This window comes from Staphylococcus pseudintermedius (assembly GCF_034042775.1).
GTDB lineage: Bacteria > Bacillota > Bacilli > Staphylococcales > Staphylococcaceae > Staphylococcus > Staphylococcus pseudintermedius.
The window spans coordinates 1,206,150-1,230,536 of the sequence record NZ_CP120150.1; the positions used below are offsets into that span (position 1 = coordinate 1,206,150).

27 protein-coding genes are annotated in these 24,387 nt (G+C 37.4%); all 27 read left to right on the plus strand.

Annotated features, from left to right (window positions below):
* Positions 1–12: 12 nt before the first annotated feature.
* The 27 genes from mnmA (at position 13) to P3U61_RS05835 (ending at position 24,337) form a co-directional block, all read left to right on the plus strand.
* A complete protein-coding gene (gene mnmA / locus P3U61_RS05705; RefSeq protein WP_155259758.1) occupies positions 13–1,092 on the plus strand; it encodes a tRNA 2-thiouridine(34) synthase MnmA in 1,080 nt (359 codons plus the stop codon).
* 15 nt (positions 1,093–1,107) lie between these two features.
* Entirely contained in the window at positions 1,108–1,782 is a 675-nt protein-coding gene (locus tag P3U61_RS05710) for a tetratricopeptide repeat protein (protein WP_020219749.1), read from the plus strand.
* Positions 1,783–1,784: 2 nt separating this feature from the next.
* A complete protein-coding gene (recD2, locus tag P3U61_RS05715) occupies positions 1,785–4,184 on the plus strand; it encodes an SF1B family DNA helicase RecD2 (RefSeq protein ID WP_100006541.1) in 2,400 nt (799 codons plus the stop codon).
* Between the two features lie 245 nt (positions 4,185–4,429).
* On the plus strand, positions 4,430–7,060 hold the full coding sequence (gene alaS, locus P3U61_RS05720) for an alanine--tRNA ligase (RefSeq protein WP_065520479.1): 2,631 nt from the start codon (positions 4,430–4,432) through the stop codon (positions 7,058–7,060).
* Positions 7,061–7,122: 62 nt separating this feature from the next.
* Complete coding sequence (locus tag P3U61_RS05725; protein ID WP_014613743.1) at positions 7,123–7,395, plus strand: IreB family regulatory phosphoprotein; 273 nt, start codon at positions 7,123–7,125, stop codon at positions 7,393–7,395.
* Positions 7,388–7,816 (plus strand): Holliday junction resolvase RuvX, encoded by a 429-nt coding sequence (gene ruvX / locus P3U61_RS05730; protein WP_014613744.1) that lies wholly within the window; start codon positions 7,388–7,390, stop codon positions 7,814–7,816. The genes P3U61_RS05725 and ruvX overlap by 8 nt, the downstream gene beginning before the upstream one ends.
* Positions 7,817–7,829: 13 nt before the next feature.
* The gene (locus tag P3U61_RS05735; protein WP_014613745.1) at positions 7,830–8,150 is read left to right on the plus strand and encodes a DUF1292 domain-containing protein; all 321 of its coding nucleotides are present in this window, start codon (positions 7,830–7,832) and stop codon (positions 8,148–8,150) included.
* A gap of 396 nt (positions 8,151–8,546) precedes the next feature.
* Positions 8,547–9,191, plus strand: coding sequence for an O-methyltransferase (locus P3U61_RS05740; RefSeq protein WP_014613747.1), 645 nt, complete (start codon positions 8,547–8,549; stop codon positions 9,189–9,191).
* Positions 9,184–10,113, plus strand: a complete 930-nt coding sequence (locus P3U61_RS05745) for a peptidase U32 family protein (RefSeq protein ID WP_014613748.1) — start codon at positions 9,184–9,186, stop codon at positions 10,111–10,113. The genes P3U61_RS05740 and P3U61_RS05745 overlap by 8 nt, the downstream gene beginning before the upstream one ends.
* A gap of 18 nt (positions 10,114–10,131) precedes the next feature.
* Positions 10,132–11,397: a peptidase U32 family protein gene (locus P3U61_RS05750; protein ID WP_014613749.1), complete on the plus strand. Its 1,266-nt coding sequence runs from the start codon at positions 10,132–10,134 to the stop codon at positions 11,395–11,397.
* A gap of 3 nt (positions 11,398–11,400) precedes the next feature.
* On the plus strand, positions 11,401–12,024 hold the full coding sequence (gene udk / locus P3U61_RS05755; protein WP_014613750.1) for a uridine kinase: 624 nt from the start codon (positions 11,401–11,403) through the stop codon (positions 12,022–12,024).
* A 26-nt stretch (positions 12,025–12,050) separates the two neighbouring features.
* The gene (greA, locus tag P3U61_RS05760; protein ID WP_014613751.1) at positions 12,051–12,527 is read left to right on the plus strand and encodes a transcription elongation factor GreA; all 477 of its coding nucleotides are present in this window, start codon (positions 12,051–12,053) and stop codon (positions 12,525–12,527) included.
* A gap of 255 nt (positions 12,528–12,782) precedes the next feature.
* On the plus strand, positions 12,783–13,517 hold the full coding sequence (gene pxpB / locus P3U61_RS05765; RefSeq protein WP_100006540.1) for a 5-oxoprolinase subunit PxpB: 735 nt from the start codon (positions 12,783–12,785) through the stop codon (positions 13,515–13,517).
* Positions 13,507–14,532 carry a 5-oxoprolinase subunit C family protein gene (locus tag P3U61_RS05770; protein ID WP_037542841.1) on the plus strand — a complete coding sequence of 342 codons (1,026 nt, stop codon included), beginning with the start codon at positions 13,507–13,509 and terminating at the stop codon, positions 14,530–14,532. Before pxpB ends, P3U61_RS05770 begins: the two co-directional genes overlap by 11 nt.
* Positions 14,523–14,969 (plus strand): acetyl-CoA carboxylase biotin carboxyl carrier protein, encoded by a 447-nt coding sequence (locus P3U61_RS05775; RefSeq protein WP_037542842.1) that lies wholly within the window; start codon positions 14,523–14,525, stop codon positions 14,967–14,969. The genes P3U61_RS05770 and P3U61_RS05775 overlap by 10 nt, the downstream gene beginning before the upstream one ends.
* Positions 14,970–14,982: 13 nt before the next feature.
* Positions 14,983–16,353: an acetyl-CoA carboxylase biotin carboxylase subunit gene (locus P3U61_RS05780; protein WP_014613755.1), complete on the plus strand. Its 1,371-nt coding sequence runs from the start codon at positions 14,983–14,985 to the stop codon at positions 16,351–16,353.
* Positions 16,343–17,101 carry a 5-oxoprolinase subunit PxpA gene (gene pxpA, locus P3U61_RS05785; RefSeq protein WP_014613756.1) on the plus strand — a complete coding sequence of 253 codons (759 nt, stop codon included), beginning with the start codon at positions 16,343–16,345 and terminating at the stop codon, positions 17,099–17,101. Before P3U61_RS05780 ends, pxpA begins: the two co-directional genes overlap by 11 nt.
* A gap of 3 nt (positions 17,102–17,104) precedes the next feature.
* Complete coding sequence (locus P3U61_RS05790; protein ID WP_014613757.1) at positions 17,105–18,343, plus strand: NRAMP family divalent metal transporter; 1,239 nt, start codon at positions 17,105–17,107, stop codon at positions 18,341–18,343.
* Between the two features lie 249 nt (positions 18,344–18,592).
* Entirely contained in the window at positions 18,593–19,279 is a 687-nt protein-coding gene (locus P3U61_RS05795; protein WP_014613758.1) for a 5'-methylthioadenosine/adenosylhomocysteine nucleosidase, read from the plus strand.
* 72 nt (positions 19,280–19,351) lie between these two features.
* A complete protein-coding gene (locus tag P3U61_RS05800; protein ID WP_323695723.1) occupies positions 19,352–19,879 on the plus strand; it encodes a YqeG family HAD IIIA-type phosphatase in 528 nt (175 codons plus the stop codon).
* Entirely contained in the window at positions 19,880–20,980 is a 1,101-nt protein-coding gene (yqeH, locus tag P3U61_RS05805; protein ID WP_014613760.1) for a ribosome biogenesis GTPase YqeH, read from the plus strand.
* A 15-nt stretch (positions 20,981–20,995) separates the two neighbouring features.
* A complete protein-coding gene (gene aroE / locus P3U61_RS05810) occupies positions 20,996–21,808 on the plus strand; it encodes a shikimate dehydrogenase (protein ID WP_101457976.1) in 813 nt (270 codons plus the stop codon).
* Positions 21,809–21,818: 10 nt separating this feature from the next.
* Positions 21,819–22,112: a ribosome assembly RNA-binding protein YhbY gene (gene yhbY / locus P3U61_RS05815; protein WP_014613762.1), complete on the plus strand. Its 294-nt coding sequence runs from the start codon at positions 21,819–21,821 to the stop codon at positions 22,110–22,112.
* 2 nt (positions 22,113–22,114) lie between these two features.
* Complete coding sequence (gene nadD, locus P3U61_RS05820; RefSeq protein WP_014613763.1) at positions 22,115–22,696, plus strand: nicotinate (nicotinamide) nucleotide adenylyltransferase; 582 nt, start codon at positions 22,115–22,117, stop codon at positions 22,694–22,696.
* Positions 22,674–23,258 (plus strand): bis(5'-nucleosyl)-tetraphosphatase (symmetrical) YqeK, encoded by a 585-nt coding sequence (gene yqeK / locus P3U61_RS05825; protein WP_014613764.1) that lies wholly within the window; start codon positions 22,674–22,676, stop codon positions 23,256–23,258. Before nadD ends, yqeK begins: the two co-directional genes overlap by 23 nt.
* On the plus strand, positions 23,259–23,615 hold the full coding sequence (gene rsfS / locus P3U61_RS05830; RefSeq protein ID WP_014613765.1) for a ribosome silencing factor: 357 nt from the start codon (positions 23,259–23,261) through the stop codon (positions 23,613–23,615).
* Positions 23,615–24,337 carry a class I SAM-dependent DNA methyltransferase gene (locus P3U61_RS05835; RefSeq protein ID WP_015729258.1) on the plus strand — a complete coding sequence of 241 codons (723 nt, stop codon included), beginning with the start codon at positions 23,615–23,617 and terminating at the stop codon, positions 24,335–24,337. The genes rsfS and P3U61_RS05835 overlap by 1 nt, the downstream gene beginning before the upstream one ends.
* Positions 24,338–24,387 lie beyond the last annotated feature (50 nt).

The window sequence follows — 24,387 nt, forward strand, 5'->3', positions numbered from 1 at the left end:
GTCGTAGTTGGCATGTCAGGTGGTGTAGATAGTTCCGTAACTGCCCACTTATTGAAAGAACAAGGCTACGATGTGATCGGTATATTTATGAAAAACTGGGATGATACGGATGAGTTTGGCGTATGTACAGCGACAGAAGATTACAATGATGTGATTGCTGTATGTAACCAAATCGGTATTCCATATTATGCAGTCAATTTTGAGAAAGAGTATTGGGATAAAGTGTTTACGTACTTTTTAGATGAATACAAAAAAGGGCGTACACCGAACCCAGATGTCATGTGCAATAAAGAAATCAAATTCAAAGCCTTTTTAGACCATGCGTTAAAACTCGGCGCGGATTATGTGGCGACTGGCCATTATGCACGTGTACGTCATCATGAAGATGGTTCAGTAGAAATGTTACGTGGCGTCGATAATAATAAAGATCAAACGTATTTCTTAAATCAATTGACTGAAGCACAATTGAGTAAAGTGATGTTTCCTATTGGTGATATCGATAAGCAAAAAGTCCGTGAAATCGCATTGGAACAAGATTTAGCCACAGCGAAGAAAAAAGATTCAACAGGGATTTGTTTCATCGGTGAACGTAATTTTAAAACATTTTTATCACAATATTTACCTGCGCAACCAGGTGAAATGCGTACACTTAATGGTGAATTAAAAGGTCAACATGGCGGGCTTATGTATTATACGATTGGCCAAAGACATGGTCTCGGTATTGGTGGCGATGGGGATCCTTGGTTTGTTGTAGGTAAAAACTTAGAAGACAACATTTTATACGTTGAACAAGGTTTCCATCACGATGCATTATACAGTGACTATTTAATCGCTTCTGATGTATCATTTGTGAATGCAACAGACTTAACAGAGCCGTTGAAATGTACGGCTAAATTTAGATACCGTCAAAAAGATGTCGGTGTCACTGTGACTGCACATGGTGACGATGCAGTTAAAGTGACTTTTGACGAGCCAGTTCGCGCCATTACACCTGGCCAAGCTGTCGTGTTTTACGATGGTGATGTATGTTTAGGCGGTGCAACGATTGATGACGTCTATAAAAAAGACGGACAACTAGATTATGTCGTATAGGAAAAGGTGATTCAAATGGAACTTGAACAGATTCATCAACTCATTCAACAAGGACAATTCGAACGTGCATTACAAGAAAGTTTTAACAACATAGAAGCACATCCTGATGAAGTCGAAAATTATATCAATTCAGGTGTGTTATTAGCAGAAGCAGGTGAAATTGAAAAAGCTGAACGTTTTTTTCAACGTGCACTGACGATTAAACCAGATAATGGTGTGATTTATTATAATTTGGCGAATGTTTACTTTAATGAAGGTCGTTTTCAAGAAGCGGTCAAATTATATCAAGAAGCCTTGTCGCATCATGTCGATCACAAAGATACCTATTATATGTTAGGGCTGTCCTTGATCCAGCTCGACGCTAAGAAGCAAGCCCTACCTTATATAATGCGTGCAGCAGAGTTAGATGCTCAATTTGAAGATCTTGAAGTCCAATTTCAATTTGCGTTGCTTATGTGTGAGCTGGAAATGTTTGATCAAGCGATACCGGTTTTGAATCAAATATTAGAACGCGATCCACAACATGCAGACGCACAATACAACTTAACATTAGCGCTTTATATGCTCAATGAAAATATCGATGCGGCCATTCAAGGCTTTGAACGTGCAGTACAAATGGATTCGCAACATTTACTCAGTCAGCACGCACTGAAAACATTTCGATTAATAAAAGCCGAAGAGGAGGCGTAACCATGGAAAATCCAACACTGTTTGACCATACATTTATTAAAGGCACCGTAGAGATGATTTTGTTTCAGAATACGGACAATCATTACACAGTGCTTAAAGTTGAAATAGAAGAAACAAATGGTGACTTTGATGATATGGCAACAGTGGTTGGATATTTTCCGAATATGGTAGAAGATGAGTCGTACACTTTTAAAGGCCAAATCGTGCAACATGCAAGATATGGTCAGCAATTAAAAGCTGAGACGTTTCAAAAAGAAATTCCTCATACCAAAGATGCTGTTATTGCATATTTATCTAGTGAATTGTTTAAAGGGATTGGTAAAAAAACAGCAGAATCCATTGTCAATACATTAGGTGAAAATGCGATTCATGACATTTTGAAAGATGAATCTGTCATCGAACAAGTGCCTAAACTGTCTAAAGCGAAACAACAACAAATTGTCGAGCAGATTTATGCCAACCAAGAAAGTGAACAAGTGATGATTCGATTGAACGAACTTGGTTTTGGTTCAAAGCTTGCGATGGACATTTACAAGTTTTATAAAAGTGATACATTAACGGTACTCGACCAAAATCCGTATCAACTTGTTTATGACATTAAAGGGGTTGGTTTTAACAAAGCGGACCAACTGGCACAACAGCTCGGTATTCATCCAGAGCACCCCGACCGTTTAAAAGCCGGCTTACTTTATTTAGTTGAAGATACGTGTATTAAACAAGGTCATACGTACCTCCCACAAGAAGCGTTAATCAATGAAACGATTCAACTGCTGTCTCAGGGCAAAGATTCAAGTGTCGACTATGACACCATGACGCAAATTTTAGCTGAATTAGTTGAAGAAAAACGACTAGTGAATCAAGAGGAAATGGTGGCCATCCCAAGTCTTTATTATTCGGAAATTAAAAGCACACAAAATTTATATAAAATATTTGCCAATCGAGAGCATTTAACTACATTTGATGCTTCAGATATTCAATTACATATTGGGGAAATTGAAGAGGTCAATGAAGTACATTATGCCCCTTCTCAAAAAGAGGCTTTAGAATATGCGATTCAACATAAAGTCATGCTTCTCACGGGTGGACCAGGTACAGGGAAAACAACTGTCATTAAAGGAATTGTCCAGTTATATGCAGAAATTCACGGCATCTCATTAGATTACGATGACTATTCAGATGAAGATGATTATCCGGTCGTATTAGCTGCACCAACCGGAAGAGCGTCTAAACGTTTACATGAAGCGACAGGGTTAGAAGCAATGACGATTCACCGCTTAATTGGTTGGAATCAAGATACGAAGCCGCAAGACAAATTAGACAATGAAATTCATGCGAAATTGATTATTATTGATGAAATGTCTATGGTCGACACTTGGCTATTCCATCAATTTATGGATGCAGTCCCTATAGATGCCCAAGTCGTATTAGTCGGTGATGAAGACCAGCTTCCATCAGTTGGCCCTGGACAAGTTTTTAAAGATCTCATTGATGCAAATGTATTACCGCGCATCAATTTAACTGAAGTTTATCGCCAACAGGACGGCTCCAGTATTATTGATTTAGCGCATCGTATGAAACTCGGTGAAAAAGTTGATATTACCCAACGTTTTCACGATCGTTCGTTTATTCCATGTCAAACCGATCAAATTCCACAAGTCGTAGAAAAAGTCGTCAACAATGCCGTGCAAAAAGGGTATACAATGGCAGATATTCAAGTGCTCGCGCCGATGTATCGTGGTAATGCAGGGATTAAAAAGCTCAATCAAATTTTACAAGGCATTTTGAACCCTTTGTCAGACGAATCGCAACGTGAGATTGAATTTGGTGATGTTCTATTTCGTAAAGGCGACAAAGTATTGCAACTGATTAATCGTCCAAACGATAATGTGTTTAATGGTGATATTGGTGTTATTGTCGGTATTTTTTGGGCAAAGGAAAATGCTTTAAATAAAGATGTCGTGGTCGTTGATTATGATGGGAACGAAATTACTTATTTACGCTCTGATTTGACGGAATTGACACATGCATATTGTACTTCGATTCATAAAGCGCAAGGTTCAGAGTTTCCAATTGTCATCATGCCGATTGTTAAGCAGTATTTTAGAATGTTACAAAAACCGATTTTATATACTGGATTAACGCGTGCCAAACAATCGCTCGTTTTTCTTGGTGATGCAGATGCTTTTAATATCGGGTTAGCGACTGCGGGTCAAACGCGATTAACACAATTACAAACGTTCTTTATGCAATATTTTACTCCGGAAGATACTGATGATAAAACAGATACTGATACAGCTTCGGCTGAGTTTATTTTAACTGAAGCGACTATGTTTAAAATCCATCCGATGATTAATATGGGTGAAGTGACACCTTATGACTTTTTAGAAATTGACAAAGTTTAAACCTTTTTTATATAATCAAAGTTAAGTTCAAGTGCATAGCCGAGTAAATGAGTATCCACTATACAGAGACGTACAAGTTGCTGAGAATGTACGAGTGTGATTCATTGAACGCTACTATGTATGAGCACGTATATGATAATGAGTGATGGCAATATAGCCATAACTAGGGTGGTACCGCGAAACATTCGTCCCTTTTTGAGAGACGGGTGTTTTTTTGTATCTATTTGAATCAAGGAGTTGTAAAGATGAAAAAATTAAAAGCAAGTGATATTCGTCAAATGTATATTGACTTTTTTGTTGAGAAAGGCCATATGGTTGAACCTTCAGCGCCATTAGTTCCTATTGATGATGATTCATTACTATGGATTAACTCAGGGGTTGCGACATTAAAAAAATATTTTGATGGTCGTGAAATTCCGAAAAAACCACGTATCGTCAACGCACAAAAATCGATTCGTACGAACGATATTGAAAATGTAGGTTTCACTGCACGTCACCATACGTTCTTTGAAATGTTGGGTAATTTCTCGATTGGCGATTACTTTAAACGTGAAGCGATTGAATTTGCATGGGAATTTTTAACAAGTGAACGCTGGATGGCGATGGAACCTGAAAAACTGTATGTAACGATTCACCCTGAAGATACTGAGGCATACGATTTATGGACAAATGTGGTTGGTTTGACTGAAGACCGCATCATTCGTATTGAAGGGAACTTTTGGGATATTGGTGAAGGACCATCTGGACCCAATACAGAAATTTTCTATGACCGTGGTGAAGCGTATGGACAAGATGATTCCGCTGAAGAAATGTATCCAGGTGGCGAAAACGAACGTTATTTAGAAGTATGGAACCTTGTATTTAGTGAGTTTAATCATAATAAAGATCATACGTATACGCCATTACCAAGTAAAAATATTGATACGGGCATGGGATTAGAACGCATGACTTCTATTTCCCAAGACGTACGTACAAACTATGAAACAGACTTATTCATGCCGATTATCGGTCAAGTTGAAGCTATTTCAGGCAAAAAATATTTAGTCGATAAAGATAACGATGTCGCATTTAAAGTCATTGCTGATCATATTCGTACGATTGCTTTTGCTATTTCTGATGGTGCATTACCTGCGAATGAGGGCCGAGGCTATGTTTTACGTCGTTTACTACGTCGTGCGGTCAGATTTAGCCAAACGTTAGAAATCAACGAACCATTTATGTATCAATTGGTAGAAATTGTGGCAGACATAATGGAACCTTACTATCCAAACGTAAAAGAAAAAGGAGATTTTATTGCACGTGTCATTAAATCTGAAGAAGAACGCTTCCATGAAACGCTAGAGGAAGGTCTAGCGATTTTAAATGATTTAATCAAACAAGCTAAATCTTCAAACGAGACCATTGCGGGAGAAGATGCATTTAAATTATATGACACATATGGTTTCCCAATTGAGTTAACTGAAGAAATTACGCTTAATGAAGGATTAGCGATTGATATGGATTCATTTAACGATCATATGGAAGCACAACGTGATCGCGCACGTAAAGCGAGACAAAGCAGTCAATCGATGCAAGTTCAAAGCGAAGTGTTAAAAGAGATTAACACAGTGAGCAAGTTTTTAGGTTACGAAGCGTTTGAAACGCATGCTAAAATTACAGACATCGTACGTGACGGTGAACGCGTGACGATGGCTGATGCAGGTGAGACGATTCATTTTATTTTGGATCAAACACCATTCTATGCAGTAAGCGGCGGTCAAGTGGCCGACAAAGGAACAGTGAGCAATGCGCAATTTGAAATTCAAGTGACAGAAGTCATTAAAGCGCCAAATGGCCAACATTTACACACAGGTGTCGTTCAATTTGGTGAAGTCCGTGAAGCAGCCGAAGTCACAGCAACGATCGATCGTCAAGCAAGAACGGCAATTATGAAAAACCATAGTGCCACTCACTTATTACACGCGGCATTGAAAAAAGTTTTAGGTGAGCATGTCAATCAAGCTGGTTCATTAGTCGATAGTGACCGTCTCCGTTTTGACTTCTCGCATATCGCACCAATGACAGCCAAAGAAATGAAACAAGTGGAACAAATGGTCAACGAAGAAATTTGGAACAGCATTCCGGTTGAAATTCAAGAAATGAACATTGAGGATGCGAAAGCTAAAGGTGCAATGGCGTTATTTGGTGAAAAATATGGCGACATCGTACGTGTTGTAAATATGCAACCATTTTCAATCGAGCTTTGTGGTGGGACACATGTGCGCAACACATCAGAAATTGGCTTATTTAAAATCACAAGTGAATCAGGTACAGGTGCGGGTGTCCGTCGTATCGAAGCGGTGACTGGACAAAATGCATTCCTTTATTTAGAACACTACTTAGATCAATTCAATGCGCTTAAGCAACAAGTGAAAGCAAAATCGGATGCACAAGTCATTGAAAAAGTTGAACAGCTGCAATATAATGAAAAAACATTAAAGCAAACGATTGAAGACAAAAACAAAGCCTTAAATGAATTGAAAATGGGCAATATTAAAGATCAAGTCGAAACGATTAACGACATGTCTGTACTCATTACTGAAGTTGAGGTTGACAATGCAAAAGCGATGCGTACAACGATGGATGACTTTAAATCAAAATTACAAGATAGTATTATCGTTTTAGCAAGTGATGTCGGTGGTAAAGTTTCATTAATTGCAAGTGTACCAAAAGCTTTGACGGATCGTGTGAAAGCTGGAGACATTATTAAAAATATGGCACCAGTCGTTGGTGGAAAAGGTGGCGGCCGTCCTGATATGGCGCAAGGTGGCGGTACTGAACCTGGCAAGATAACAGAAGCATTACAATTTATTAAAAATTATATTAAATCGTTATAATGAGTGTTGAATTCATGTAAAATGAAAGAGCAATCTCATTATGGTTTAAGGAGTGTTAGACTATGGCTAATTTTGATAAAACAATGAAATTCAACTATGATGAACTTCCAAAAGACAATGTCGAAACAGTTTTAAACAATGTCTACAATACCCTAGAAGAGCGCGGATATAATGCTGTCAATCAGATTGTAGGTTATTTACTTTCAGGTGATCCCGCGTACATTCCTCGTCATAACGAAGCACGCAACCAAATTAGACATATCGATCGAGATGATATTATGGAAGAGTTAGTGTCATACTACTTACAAAACCATAGTAAGGACGAGCATGCTTAAACATAAAATTATCGGGTTAGATGTTGGAAGCCGTACAGTTGGTATTGCGATTAGTGATTTGATGGGTTGGACAGCACAAGGTTTAGATACACTCCAAATTAACGAAGAAGAAAATGAGCTCGGCATCGATGCCTTAATTGACATCATACAAAAGGAAAATGTGGGTACGGTTGTCATTGGATTACCGAAAAACATGAACAATTCTATTGGCTTTCGTGGTGAAGCTTCGTTAAAATATAAAGATGCACTTGCAGAGCGGATGCCAAATCTAGAAATTATTATGTGGGATGAACGTTTAAGTACAATGGCTGCAGAACGTTCATTGTTAGAAGCCGACGTATCGAGAGCAAAAAGAAAAAAAGTGATTGATAAAATGGCTGCGGTATTCATTTTACAAGGCTATTTAGATGGATTGAATTAAGGAGAGAGCGAATATGACAAACGAAAACCATAATCAAGAAATTGAAATTAAAAATGACGAAACTTTATTAACTTTGTTTGATGAAGAAGGTAATGAAGTCTTATATCGTAAAATGTTAGAGTTTTATCACCCAGGTTTTGAAAAAGAGTATGTAATCCTTGCAGAAGAAGGCGCACAAGCAGATGACGATGATTTAATTGAATTGATTCCTATGATTAACGAGCCAGACGAATCAGGAGAAGGCGGACGCTTTTTACCTGTTGAGACAGATGAAGAATGGGATATGATTGAAGAAGTTGTCAATACGAAATTGGATGATGATCATGAGCATTAATTGCTGATGCGAATTAAAGAGTAGGCATTGAAAGATGTGCCTGCTCTTTTTAGTTGTTTTAAACGATTGTTCTCTTTAGGATAAAAATCACAGTTTAATTTGTGATGCATGATAACAAATCTGTAATATAAGTTCGTTTCGTCACCTTTATTACTAAACTATTATAAATAAGGGGTATTGAATTCCATGAAATCTTTCACTAAAATGATGATTGGAGCTTATCAGTCAAGCGATTATGTGATAAAATGTATAGAAGTCATTTTAAAATGCTATGAAAGAACGGATAAACGAACATTATTTCCGTGATGCATATACAGACATCAAAGTTAAATCAGTCCAACTTGGCTGGTTTATTTTTTGATGATTTTTAGAATATAAAAAGGAAGTCAAGAATACATGGAAGATAAAAATCAATCATATCTTTTAAGCTTAAAACAATATGACAATGATATCGACCAATTGCGTAACTACGCCGAGACACATCAAGTGCCTATTGTCGATCAGCTTTCTTTAGATCTCATTCAACAAATCATTCGTCTACATCAGCCGAAAGAAATTTTAGAGGTCGGTAGTGCAATTGGTTACAGTGCGATGCAATTCGCTTCAGTGGATAAATCGATTAACGTGACGACCATTGAACGCAATGAAGAAATGATTCAACAAGCGAAAACAAATATTCGTCAATATGGTTATGCGGATCAAATTCGTTTAATTGAAGCAGATGCGACAGAAGCATTTGAACTCGTGAATGACCGTATTTATGATATGATTTTTATCGATGCTGCTAAGGCACAATCACAACGCTTTTTTGAGCTTTATTGTCCTTTGTTACGCGAAAAAGGTGTTATGATAACAGATAATATTTTATACCATGGTTTCGTTGCGGACATCGATGTAGTAAGAAGTCGCAATGTCAAACAAATGGTAAAAAAGGTACAACGATACAATCAATGGTTAAGTCAACAACAAGGTTTTACAACGAATTTTATTCATATGGATGATGGGCTAGCGATATCAATAAAGGAGAGTAAACATGACTGAGTTATTAGTGACACCGAAGTCTTTAAGTCACATCGAAACCTTAATTGAAAAGGGAGCAGATGCATTTGTTATCGGTGAAGAAAAGTTTGGCTTAAGATTAGCCGGGGAATTCAATCGAGAAGAGATGAAAAAAGCGGTTGAAATCATTCATCATGCTGGTAAAAAAGCATACGCTGCAGTAAATGGTATTTTCCATAACTATCATATTCCAGCGCTTGAAGATTATATCGCGTTTTTGCATGAAATTAGAGTAGATCGTATTATTTTTGGTGATCCTGCAGTAGTGATGATTGTAAAGCAACAAGAAAACCCTATACCTTTAAACTGGAATGCAGAAACACTCGTTACGAACCACTTCCAATGTAATTATTGGGGAAGACGTGGTGCGAAAAGAGCGGTGCTTGCGCGGGAGTTAAGTTTAGAAGAAATTTTGAACATCAAAGAAAATAGTGATGTTGAGATTGAAGTGCAGGTCCATGGTATGACGTGTATGTTCCAATCGAAACGTATGCTATTAGGAAACTACTATACATTCCAAGACCGTCAAATGAAAATTCAACGTAATGAAGCAGCAACGGACAGTCAATTATTACTTTACGATGAAGAGCGTGATAATAAATACCCTGTTTTTGAAGATTATAATGGTACGCATATTATGTCGCCGAACGATATTTGTTTAATTGAGGAGTTAGAACCACTATTTGAAGCGGGAATCGATAGCTTGAAAATTGATGGGGTACTCCAAACAGAAGAATATATCAATGTAGCGACTGAGCAATATCGTGAAGCGATAGATTTATATGAAGAAGATCCAGATACGTATGAAGATGAAAAATTTATGCTTGTAGACCCAATTGAAGCAATACAACCAGAGCATCGACCGTTTGATGAAGGATTCTATTACAAGCAAACAGTATACTAAAGATAGGAGAGAGCATGGATGAAGGTACTTGAAGAAGTTAAACCAGCAACGCAAGCGAAAATGAAAAAGCCTGAGTTACTTGCGCCTGCTGGTAATTTAGAAAAGTTAAAAATCGCCGTTCATTATGGTGCAGATGCTGTATTCATCGGCGGTCAAGAGTATGGGTTGCGTTCAAATGCGGACAACTTTACTATGGACGAAATTCGTGAAGGTGTTGAATTTGCAAATCGTTACGGTGCTAAAATTTATGTAACGACAAATATTATTGCACATGATGAAAATATGGAGGGTCTAGATGACTATTTAGAGCAATTAGAAGCAACAGGTGCAACAGGTATTATCGTAGCAGACCCATTAATTATTGAAACGTGTAAACGTGTTGCACCGAAGTTAGAAATCCATTTATCTACACAGCAATCATTAAGTAACTATAAAGCCGTAGAATATTGGAAAGAAGAAGGCTTAGACCGTGTCGTACTTGCCCGTGAAACAGGTGCGATGGAAATGCAAGAAATTAAAGATAAAGTGGATATCGAAATTGAAGCTTTCATTCACGGTGCTATGTGTATTGCGTATTCAGGCCGTTGTACATTGAGTAACCATATGACAGCACGTGATTCTAACCGTGGGGGTTGTTGCCAAAGTTGTCGTTGGGATTATGATTTATTAACAGTTGATAATGACGGCGAACTAGATGTCTATTATGAAGATGGTAATGCCGTGCCATTTGCAATGAGTCCACGTGATTTAAAATTAATTGAATCAATTCCGAACATGATGGATTTAGGAATTGACTCACTTAAAATCGAAGGCCGAATGAAATCTATTCACTATATTGCAACAGTCGTTTCAGTTTATCGTAAAGTGATTGATGCGTATGCTGCAGACCCAGAAAATTTCAAAATTAAACCGGAATGGCTCTTTGAATTAGATAAATGTGCGAACCGCGATACCGCACCCGCATTTTTCAAAGGGACACCAGGTTATGAAGAACAAATGTTTGGAAATGAATCAAGTAAAAAAGCACCATTTGACTTTATCGGCTTAGTATTAGACTATGATAAAGACAGTCAAATGGCGACAATACAACAAAGAAATCACTTTAAACCAGGTCAAGAAGTAGAGTTTTTCGGACCTGAAATTCAAACCTTTAAACAAGTCGTCGATAAGATTTATGATGAAGAAGGAAATGAACTTGATGCGGCACGACACCCATTACAAATCGTGCAAATCAAAGTTGACCAGCCTATTTATCCAAACAACATGATGAGAAAGGAAGTTTAAAGAATGGCAACAACGATCATTGGTATTGCTGGAGGCTCTGGTTCGGGTAAAACATCTGTGACAAATAAAATAATGAATAATTTAGAAGGGCATAGTGTTGCACTCATTGAACAAGACTATTATTACAAAGACCAATCACATCTGACATTTGAACAACGTCTTAAAACAAATTATGATCATCCATTTGCGTTTGATAATGATTTGTTAATCCAAAATCTTAAATCATTACAGTCAGGTCAAAGTGTAGAAGTACCGACTTATGACTATACAAATCATACACGCAGTGATAAAACGATTGCATTTCAACCTAAAGATGTTATTATCGTAGAAGGTATATTTGCGCTCGAGAATGAAGAATTGCGCAATATGATGGATGTTAAGATATACGTAGACACTGATGCAGATTTAAGAATTTTGCGCCGTCTTGTGAGAGATACTAAAGAGCGTGGTCGTACAATGGAATCTGTAATTGATCAGTATCTTACTGTTGTGAGGCCAATGCATAACCAATTTATTGAACCAACGAAAAAATTTGCGGATATTATTATTCCTGAAGGTGGTTCAAATAAAGTTGCTATTGACATCATGACAACTAAGATTCAAGCACTTGTACGTAAAAAAGATTAAATCATAGTTAAAGGAAGATGCAGACAATGGAAAACCAAAAACAATATCCAATGACGCAAGAAGGATACGAAAAACTTGAAAAAGAATTAGAAGAATTAAAAACAGTCAAACGCCCTGAAGTGGTTGAAAAAATTAAAGTTGCACGTAGTTTTGGTGACTTATCTGAGAACTCAGAGTACGATGCAGCGAAAGATGAACAAGGTTTTATCGAGCAGGATATTCAACGTATTGAAACAATGTTACGTCATGCTTTAATCATTGAAGATACTGGCGATAACCATGTTGTCCAAATTGGTAAAACGGTAACATTCGTTGAGCTTCCAGGTAACGACGAAGAGTCTTATCAAATCGTGGGCTCAGCTGAATCTGATGCATTTAATGGCAAGATTTCAAACGAATCTCCAATGGCACAAGCACTTATTGGTAAACAAGTAGATGACGAAGTACGTGTTCCTCTTCCAAATGGTGGCGAAATGAATGTTAAAATTGTAGATATTCATTAATCAATGCGCCAAATCTGTATGCGTACAAGCATCATCTCATTATATAATTAAATATTTGATGTGAGGCATCGGAAGAAAAGCGGCTGGGAAAACTTCATTGTATCCCAGCTTATTTTTATACTTATAAATTAACTGGGTTGTAAGGATTATAATTCCGAGCGCTATTCTCTTATATTCGTCAATACTTAATTGTCACTGATACTGTATAATGATAATATATATAATTGTAAGGGCTTTCCGAAAAGGGGGATGTACATGTATTTTCGACAAATTAGCGAGCAATCTTTTATAATCTACTTCAAAGCAGAAATTAGTGAATCGGTTTATGAACATGTCAATGCTGTAGTGGAACATATTCAAAAGATGAACCATCCGCACATACATGAAATTGTACCTTCTTATCGTGCAATTTTGGCATATTTCGATGGCATTCAAACAGATTTCGAAACGTTAATTCAAGCACTACAACTTGATACATTGGACATGCAACAAACGAAGGTAAATACGGTTCAAAAGAGAATCGTGAATATTCCAGTTCTCTATGGTGGGAAATGGGGACCGGATATTGAGATTGTCGCGGATCATAACCATTTAACGGTTGATGAAGTGATACAATATCATACAGAAAATCATTATCTTGTTTATATGATTGGATTTATGCCTGGATTTCCATTTTTAGGTGGTTTGAGTCCTCGTCTTCATACGCCGAGAAAAGAAGAACCAAGAATTAAAATCGATGCAGGCTCAGTTGGGATTGCGAATAATCAAACAGGTTTATATCCATCCGATTCACCAGGAGGTTGGCAAATTATAGGGCGTACACCGATAGATGTTTTTAATCCGAATCGGGAGCCTAAAATTTTATATCAACCTGGTGACAGAATTAAATTTTATTCCATTAATGAAGAACAATTTTTACATATTCAAAAGTATGTGCGTAAAAATCAATTAGACTATGATGAATGGGTGATGATAGAAGATGGCCATTAAAATAATTAAACCTGGATTGTTTACGACAGTTCAAGACAAAGGACGTTCAGGTCATCAGTTTGAAGGTTATTCTCCTGCTGGTGTAATGGATCGCCCGAGCTATGAGATTTTAAACACTTTATTAGAAACAGAGGGACAACCCGCATTAGAAATTACGATGATTGGCCCAACGATCAAATTTCTCGATCAAAACTTATTTGCGATGACTGGTGCACCATTTTCAGCCACGTTGAATGGGCAACCTGTCTCACATCAAACTGTTATCAAGGTCGAAAAAAATGATGTTTTAGAAATAGGACATGTCATTCATGGGATGCGTGGTTATATCGGATTTGCGAAACCATTAGATATTCCACTTTTTGAAGGTAGCTATGCGACACATACACGGACAGGAATTGGTGGTTTCAAAGGTCGTGCATTGAAAGTCAATGACATCATTCCTACACAACCATCATTTTTAGATTATCAGCTCATCGGTCGTTCGAGTGATTTTTCAAGTTTTACGAAAGCGCGACAATTGCCGATTGGATTAATGGATGGACCACAGCTAGAATCATTTACACGACGTACGATTAAAGAACTTGAGCAGCTCGAATTCACTATTTCAGAAAATTCAGATCGTATGGGCTACAGACTTAAAGGGCCATCGATACAACCTTTTACAGATGCTGACATCATTTCTGAGCCAGTCGCATTAGGAAGTGTCCAAGTGCCTAAAGATGGTCATCCGATTATTCTACTTAATGACCGGCAGACAGTAGGGGGCTACACTAAAATTGGCACTGTGATTGATTCTGATATTGTCGATATTGTCCAAAAACAACCTGGTGATAAGGTGAAATTCGAATGGATGACATTTAACGAAGCGAATGAAATTTTAGCACGAAAAAATAGAAAGTTAGAAGAGGCAAAAGCACAAATTCGTCAACGGCCTCAACGTTTACTGCACAACATTAGACCTACACAACAAAAAATTAAAAAGGTTCTAAAAGGAGATAGTATACCATGGATTTAAAACAAATTGAGCAAACGTTAAATTTATTAAAACAATACGGCGCGAAGCATTTTAAATATCGGGATGACGAGATGGAGCTAGAATTGGATTTATCGTCCATTCAACAAACAGAAGCGCCTGTAGACCCACCACAAAGCACGCAGCGGTCAAACCAACACGTAGAACAAACTCAGCAAACTGATGAATCTGCAGAAGATAATACTAAAGTGATTCGTTCTCAGATGATTGGGACATTTTATTTACAAGATGAAAAAGAATTAACTAAACCTGCTGTAAAAGTAGGCGATAAAGTCAATAAAGGGGATATTATCGGCTACATTGAAGCGATGAAAGTGATGAATGAAGTAACAGCAGATGAATCAGGTGAAGTTCAAGAAGTGTTGGTTGGTCATGGCGAAAATATTGAATTTAATCAAGTTATTTTAACATTGAAGTAAAGGGGGGGATTACATGTTTCGAGTATTAGTTGCAAACAGAGGTGAAATTGCGGTTCGTATTATACGTGCGTTAAGAGAGCTGAAAATGGAGTCTGTCGCTATTTATGCCGTGGGTGATGAAAATAGTCTACATGTTAAATTAGCAGATCAGGCAGTTTGTATCGGTCAAGCGAACCCTTTAGACAGTTATTTAAATATACGTAAAATATTAGCTGCTGCTGAAATTACAAAAGCAAACGCCATTCACCCCGGTTATGGCTTTTTATCTGAAAGTCCTGTGTTTGCTGAAAAGGTAGAAAATGAAGGGCTCTACTTTATCGGACCAACGAAAAAAACGATGCAACGAATGGGCGATAAGATTACTGCACGTCAAACGGTTGATAAAGCAGGTGTGCCGATTATACCTGGCTCTAAATCGTCAGTCGAATCCGTTGATGAAATTAAAGCACTTGCTGAGGAAATTGGTTATCCACTTGTCATTAAAGCAGCGAGTGGTGGCGGTGGAAAAGGGATTCGTATCGTCAAAGAAGAGTCACAACTTGAACGCGCATTTAAAGAGGCGAAAAGCGAAGGCAACAAATATTTCAATGATGACCGCGTTTATGTTGAAGCATTTATACCTGTTGCGAAACATGTTGAGGTGCAAGTTCTTGGAGATGGGCAATCACGATATATTCATTTAGGGGAACGTGACTGTTCAGTGCAGCGTAAAAACCAAAAACTGATTGAAGAGTCACCATGTAGTGCATTAACTGAAGAAAAACGTGAGAAAATTTGTAATGATGCTGTAAAAGTCGCAAAAGCAGCACAATATCGCAGTGCGGGTACGATTGAATTTCTCGTCACGGAAGATGCATATTATTTTATTGAAATGAATGCACGTATTCAAGTTGAGCATACAGTGACGGAAATGCGTACAGATATCGACTTAGTACGTGAACAACTACGCATTATGCAAGAGGGCACACTTTCACTTACACAAGACGATGTTCATTTTTATGGGCATGTCATTGAAGCGAGAATTAATGCAGAAGATCCACAAAAAGCCTTTCGTCCGACACCTGGCACAGTTCAAAGGTTGCATTTACCCCAAGGATTCAATGTACGTGTTGACTCTTTACTTTATAGTGGATATACTGTTTCTTCATATTATGATTCACTCGTCGCAAAAGTGATTGTTAAAGGTGAAAATCGTGCGCATGCGATTGAAAAATTAAAAGTCACATTGGATGAACTGGTGATTGATGGATTTACAACGACAGCAGATTTCTTATATGCAGTATTATCTTATCCACCATATTATGAAGGCGATGCACGCGATGTGGACATTAAATTCTTAGATCGTCATCGTATTTTTAAGGAGGGGAATGAAGATGAAAGTTGATTTAAACTGTGATTTAGGAGAAAGTTTTGGTAATTATCAAATCGGCAATGACCGAGAAGTTTTACCATTGATTACCTCTGCCAATGTTGCATGTGGTTTTCATGCGGGTGATGAAAATGTGATGGCTGAAACTGTACGACGTGCTAAAGAAAACGGCGTGCGTGTAGGTGCCCACCCCGGATTTCCAGATTTACAAGGATTTGGCCGACGCAATATGGATATGTCATTAACTGAGATTTATAACATGGTCGTATATCAAGTGGGCGCTTTAAAAATGTTTTGTGATATTAATGGTGTTGTGCTTAATCATGTCAAACCGCATGGCGCACTTTATCAAATGGCTGTCAGAGATGAAACCATTGCACGTACGATTGCTTCAGCAGTTTATGATATTGATCCGAATCTGTATTTAGTCGGATTATCAAAATCATTACTCATTGATGCCGGTAAAGCACAAGGTCTTAAAGTCGCGTCTGAAGTATTTGCAGATCGTCGTTACGAAAGTGATGGACAATTAGTGAGCCGTAAAAAAGAAGGCGCAACGATTGAAGAGAGTGAAGAAGCCATTGCGCAAGTGGTACAAATGGTAACGGAAGGCACAGTTAAAGCGATTTCAGGTGAAGTGATTGAAATTGAAGCGGATACAATTTGCGTTCATGGTGACGGGGCACATGCACTTGAATTCGTTAAAGAAATTCGTTCGCGTTTATCAGAGGTGAATGTCGATATTGTAACTTTAGGAGGTTAAGCGATGAAGAAACAGTCCAATCAAATTAAAAAAACAGGTGAATTTGTATTCACTAAAGCGCATCGAAGGTTGTTACTCGGCTCTGTATTTTTAATGGCCACTTCTGCAATTGGGCCTGCATTTTTAACACAAACTGCAGTGTTTACTGAACAATTTTTAGCAAGTTTTGCATTTGCAATTTTATTATCTATCATTATTGATATTGGGGCACAAATTAACATTTGGCGTGTCCTAGTTGTAACGGGTTATCGTGGCCAAGAAATTGCTAATGAAGTTGTTAAAGGTTTAGGTACTTTTATTTCTCTCCTTATCGCATTAGGGGGATTGGCTTTTAATATTGGAAATATTGCCGGAGCTGGACTAGGTTTGAACGCCATCTTTGGTTTAGATGTTCGTGTAGGTGCCGCGATTACTGCGGTTATTGCGATTCTCGTTTTTATTTCTAAAAATGGCCAGAAAATCATGGATGTCATTACGATGATTCTCGGAGTACTCATGATTTTAATTGTTGCTTACGTTATGATTCAATCCAATCCGCCATATGTAGAAGCAGCACAACGCATGGTATTGCCAGAAAATCCTTCAGCACTTGTTCTACCCATTATCACATTAGTAGGTGGAACTGTAGGTGGCTATATTACATTTGCAGGTGCGCACCGTATTCTTGATGCAGGGATTAAAGGGAAAGACTACTTACCATTTGTGAATCATTCAGCTATTTCAGCGATTCTAACAACAGGTGTGATGCGAAGTTTACTATTTTTAGCCGTACTTGGTGTTGTTGTCACAGGTGTCGCTTTAAATCCTGAAAACCCACCAGCTTCTGTCTTTGAACATGCTATTGGGCCAATCGGTAAAAATATTTTTGGTATCGTACTGTTTGCGGCGGCGATGTCATCTGTTATTGGTTCAGCGTATACGAGTACGACATTTATTAAAACAATGCACAACAAATTGAGAACGTATGATAATTATGTCGTCGTGACATTTATCGTTGTATCGACATTGATTTTCTTATTTATCGGTCGACCGGTGAAATTATTAATTGTTGCAGGCGCATTAAACGGTTTGATTCTTCCTATTATTTTAGGAACTGTATTGATTGCTTCGAAAAATAAACGTATTGTTGGAGATTATCAACACCCCACTTGGATGTTATTATTCGGTATTGTTGCAGTTATCGTTACTATCTTTACCGGCTTCTTCTCGTTACAAGGTTTAGCTGCATTGTGGAGCCAATAAAAATTCAATCCGATTAATGATTAAGGGCTAGGACATTCAGTTGTCTTGGCCCTCAATTTGTTATAAGATTGATTATTGAAATCGAGTATGAGTATGAAAGAATAGCTTTGGATATCGTTGTTTAATCATTTGCTTTCGTTAAATGACAGCAACATCTCAATGATAAAACTGAACGCTAATATATAAATATGATAAAATGACAACGGTAAACATAAAATGAAACAGCTAATGGATTGAGGAGGCATATGAATGATCGGAATCATCGGTGCAATGGAAGAAGAAGTAGCAATTTTAAAATCTCAAATGGATGCGGTAGAAGAAATTAAAATCGCACATGCCATTTTTTATAGAGGGACATTGAACGACAAAGATATTATTTTAACTCAAAGCGGTATCGGTAAGGTGAATGTAACCATTTCTACAAGTCTACTGATTGATCGTTTTCAACCCCAATGTATCATTAACACAGGATCTGCAGGAGGATTACAGCCTGGCTTAGCACTTGGCGATGTGGTCATTAGTCGACAAGTCGCATATCACGATGCTGATGCACGGGCGTTCGGCTATGATATGGGACAAATCCCAGGTATGCCAACTTATTTTGAAGCAGATACGTCATTATTTGAAAAAGTAGATAACGTCTTAAAATCTTTAAATCAAAACGGTAGAGAGGGCCTAATCGTTTCAGGTGATAGCTTTATCGGCACAAACGAACAGCGTCAAGCTATTTTGGAATATTTTCCTAATGCATTAGCTGTCGAAATGGAAGCCACTGCCATTGCGCAAACATGTTACCAGTTTAATGTGCCTTTTATCGTGACACGAGCGATTTCTGATTTAGCTGACGGTGAAGCGGGAATGACATTTGAAGCTTTCCTTAAAGTAGCAGCAAAGTCATCAAGTCAAATGGTCAACGAACTTGTGAAAGTGCTCTGACAAAACACACTATGATTGCACATAAATATGCTATAATATAACGAATGAAGTCTTTTAAAGTGGAGGATGAACATGGGTATCATCAAGCAATTATTTTTACCAAATCAATATGTGAATTCGATTTATGAAATTGATTTTGACAAACTGAAACAATTGAATATCAAAGGGATTATCACAGATTTGGATAATACATTGGTCGGCTGGGATGAAGCGCAACCGACATCTAAAGTTGAAAATTGGTTTAAAACTATAGACGAGCAAGGATTTAAAGTGACTGTTGTTTCTAATAATAATGAACAACGCGTGAAATCCTTTTGCCAAAATTTAAAAGTGGATTATATTTTTAAAGCGCAAAAACCTAGAGGGAAAGCATTGCGCCGTGCGACCGAACAAATGGGCATGCAAAAGGATGAAGTGGTAGTGATTGGAGACCAAATGTTAACAGATGTATTTGGTGGTAATCGACACGGCCTTTATACAATTATGGTCGTACCGGTGAAAAATTCAGATGGTTTTATCACAAAATTTAATCGTTTAGTTGAACGACGATTATTAAAGCATTTTAAAAGAAAAGGCTATATTAAATGGGAGGAATCGTAATTGACTGAAACTTTAAAATGTATTGGTTGTGGGGCAACACTACAATCTGACGACCCACAAAAACCGGGTTACGTTCCAAAAGCAAGTTTAGAAAAAGAAGATGTCATTTGTCGTCGTTGTTTTAGATTGAAAAATTATAATGAAGTGCAAGATGTGGGCATGGAAAGTGACGACTTTTTAAAATTATTAAACGGCTTATCAGACAAACCGGGTATTGTTGTAAATTTAGTCGACGTATTTGACTTTGAAGGTTCTTTTATTCATGCGGTCAAGCGTATTGTCGGCAATAAAAAGATTATTTTAGTTGCTAATAAAATTGACTTATTGCCGAAACAAATCAATAAGCGTCGTGTTTCTGAATGGCTAAGACGTTTAGCTAAAGAATACGGTTTATATCCTGAAGATGTATGTTTAATTTCTGCATATAAAGGCATTGGTATTGATGGTTTATTACAAACAATTGAAAAGCATCGTAATGGCCAAGATGTCTATATCGTCGGTACAACGAACGTCGGAAAGTCAACGTTGATTAACAAGTTGATTGAACAAACAGTAGGTGAAAAAAATGTCGTCACAACTTCGCGTATTCCAGGTACGACATTGGATATGATTGATATTCCGATTGATGATAATCACTATATGTATGATACGCCAGGGATTATTCAAGAACATCAAATGACCCATTATGTGTCGACAAAGGCATTAAATACGATTATGCCTAAAAAAGAAATTAAGCAACGTGTATATCAATTAAATGAAGCGCAATCGTTATTTATAGGTGGTTTAGCGCGTGTCGATTATTTAAAAGGTGGTAAACGTCCGCTCGTTTGTTATTTTTCAAATGAATTGAACATCCATCGCACAAAATTAGAAAAAGCAGATGAATTGTGGCGCAAACAAATTGGTACATTATTATCACCACCGTCCCCGAAAGATCGTTTTGACTTTGAACAGTTAAAAACAGTTCGTTTAACGACGGAAAATGAGAAAAAAGACATTATGATTTCAGGTTTAGGCTTTGTCACTGTGGACGCAGGTGCAGAATTACAAGTGATTGTACCTCAAAATGTCGAAGTGACATTGAGACCTTCAATTATGTAAGGAGTGTGAGATTCAATGAAATTTGCAGTAATTGGACATCCGATTGACCATTCATTGTCTCCACTGATGCATCATGCGAATTTTAAAAGTTTAAACTTAGATTACGACTATGAAGCACTTAATATTCCACCAACACATTTTGAGCATATTCGCGATATTATTAGTGAAAAAGAACTTGACGGTTTTAATGTGACGATTCCGCATAAAGAGCGCATTATCAACTATTTAGATGACATGTCGGATGAAGCGCGAGCCATTGGTGCAGTGAATACAGTTAAAGTTGAAAACGGGAAATGGATGGGCTATAACACGGACGGTACCGGATTTGTCAAAGGATTACAGGTGAAATATGGTGACTTAACTGGTGCGCACATTTTAATACTCGGTGCAGGGGGCGCAAGTAAAGGTATTGCTTATGCGTTATCTCAAGTGTCTGATAAAAGAATAGCCGTTGCAAATCGTACGATGTCTCGTTTCAATGATTGGCAACTTCAAATTCAACCGCACTCACTTGAAGATGTCGCATCTATTGCCCATCAATTTGATATTATTATTAACACGACATCTCTTGGGATGCATCAATCTCAAGACAGTGTCATGTCATTTGCACAGTTAAAAGCTGATGTGCTTGTATGTGATATTATTTACATTCCATTTCAGACGACATTTTTAAAAGAAGCCGCTGAAAAAGAATTTTCGACTTATAATGGATTAGATATGTTTATTTATCAAGGTGCTGAAAGTTTTAAAATATGGACAGGTTTAGAGAGTGATATTACGACGATGCGCAACGCAGTATTAAATAAATTAAATCCAACAACGACTTAAGGAGGCCATTATGGCATTAACAGGTAAACAAAAAAGATTTTTAAGAAGTAAAGCACATCATGTTGATCCTACTTTCCAAATCGGTAAGTCTGGGATTAACGAAAATATGGTAGAGCAATTAAAAGAAACACTCGAAAATCGCGAATTGATTAAAATTCATATTTTACAAAACAATATGGATGATAAAAGCGAATTGGCACAAAATATTAGTCAAGCAACGGATAGTGAATTAGTCCAACTTATCGGTTCGATGATTGTCCTCTATAAAGAATCTCGAGAAAATAAACAAATCGAGTTACCATAAATATGGAAAAAATCGTTGTTTATGGTGGACAATTCAATCCGATTCATAGTGGACATGAAATGGTTGCAAGTGAAGTGAATGCAACTATTCAACCGGATCACTTTTATTTTATGCCTAGTTTTATGTCACCACTGAAAAAGCATGATGAATTAATTGAGGTTGAACATCGTATTCAAATGGTTAAGTTGGTCATAGAAAATTTGGGGTTTGGAACGCTTCGTTTAGATGAAATTGAACGTAAAGGCCAAAGCTACACTTACGATACTTTGTTGAATATACGTCAAGAATCACCGGATGCAAAGTTATTTTTTGTCATCGGAACGGACCAATATGAGCAACTTGATCGGTGGTATGAAATTGATGCTCTGAAATCTTTTGTAACATTTGTCGTCGTGAATCGTGGTGCTGTGATTCAATCAGATGACGATGCAATCATGATGGTTAACATACCAGAGATGGCGATCAGCTCAACTGAAATTCGTCAGAGAAGGTCTCAACAACAAACAATTCATATGTGGGTGCCGCTCAATGTCGAGCACTACATATTGAAGGAGGGGTTATATGGATCGAACATTTGCGATTGAACTTGTCGAACAAAAGCTACCGAAAAAGAGATTTGAACATTCTTTACGCGTAGCTGAAACGGCAGTCAAATTGGCAGAGATTTATGAGGGAGATAAAGAAAAAGCCGAACTTGCAGGGATTTTGCATGACTTTTGTAAATATGATGATTTAAGCTTTTTATACCAGCAAGTGACACGATATGATCTCGGCCATGATTTATTAAGTTATGGCTCAGAGATTTTACATGGACCTGTATGTGCAGCAATAATGAAGCATCAATATGGTATCCAAGATGACGAAATTTTATTAGCAATATACAACCACACAACTGGCCGTAAGCACATGACTAAAACCGAAAAATTAGTCTTTATTGCTGACTATATTGAACCTGGTCGAAATACGCCAAAAGTGGAAGAAATTCGTGATTTGGTATACAATGGCGGTGGGTTAGATAAAACAATTTATGAAATTTCAAAAAGAACTGTCTTGTACCTCGTCAAAAAAGATGTTAGCGTGTACCAATCCACTATTGATTGTCTGAACTACTATAATTTTAATGACTCTAAAATAAAGGATGATTAAATGAACGCAAAAGATTTATTAATGTTAACAGTTGAAGCAGCCGATGCAAAAAAAGCGGAAGAAATTATTTCGCTTAATATGAGTGGTGTTTCTGATCTCACTGATTACTTTGTTGTATGTCATGGGAATAACGAAAGACAAGTCCAAGCGATTGCTCGTGCTGTTAAAGAAAGTGCTGAGTCACACCAAATTGAAGTGAAGCGTATGGAAGGTTTTAATGAAGCGCGTTGGATACTTGTAGATTTAACGGATGTTGTTGTACACGTCTTCCATAAGGACGAACGTAGCTATTACAACCTTGAAAAATTGTATCAAGATGTTGAGATGTTAGGTTATAAAGAGGTTATTAACTCATAATGCAATATGAAAACTTAAGTGCATTTTACGATCGACTCACCGATGATCAACCCTATGATCTGTGGCTCGATTTGATACAACAGACACTTCAACAACAAAAGGTTTCTCGTGTGCTCGACATCGGTTGTGGCACAGGAACTTTGACACAGCATTTTACGCAATTTGCTGATGAAGTCATGGGTATGGATTTAAGTGTTGAAATGTTAGTTTTAGCCAAACAAAAATCAAGTCAAGTGCAATGGATTGAAGGTGACATGTCGGATTTTAATCTGAATACCGACTTTGACTTAATTACAATTCTTTGTGACAGTTTGAATTATTTAGCTGATGAAACGGCTGTGGTGGCAACGTTTGAACATGTTTACCAACATTTGAATGTAGATGGCTACTTCATTTTCGACGTCCATACGACGCATAAAATGACACATCAGTTTAACGGACAAGTTTATCTTGATGACCGTGAAGATTTAACATTAGTATGGCAAACTGAACCTGCTGAAGCACCATACAGTGTTTGGCATGATTTAACATTCTTTATATTAAATGAAGCACAAACTTACGTCAGACAAGATGAATCACAATATCAGCGCACTTTTGAAAAGGATCAGTATATCGATATGCTGAAACAAGTCGGTTTTAATCATATCGAAACATTTTATGATTTTAATAAAGCTTTACAAGCCCCAGAAAGTGACCGCTTATTCTTTATTGTAAAAAAATAACAAGTAAAAAACCTCCATCATGCGTGTAATACGTATGATAGGAGGTTTTA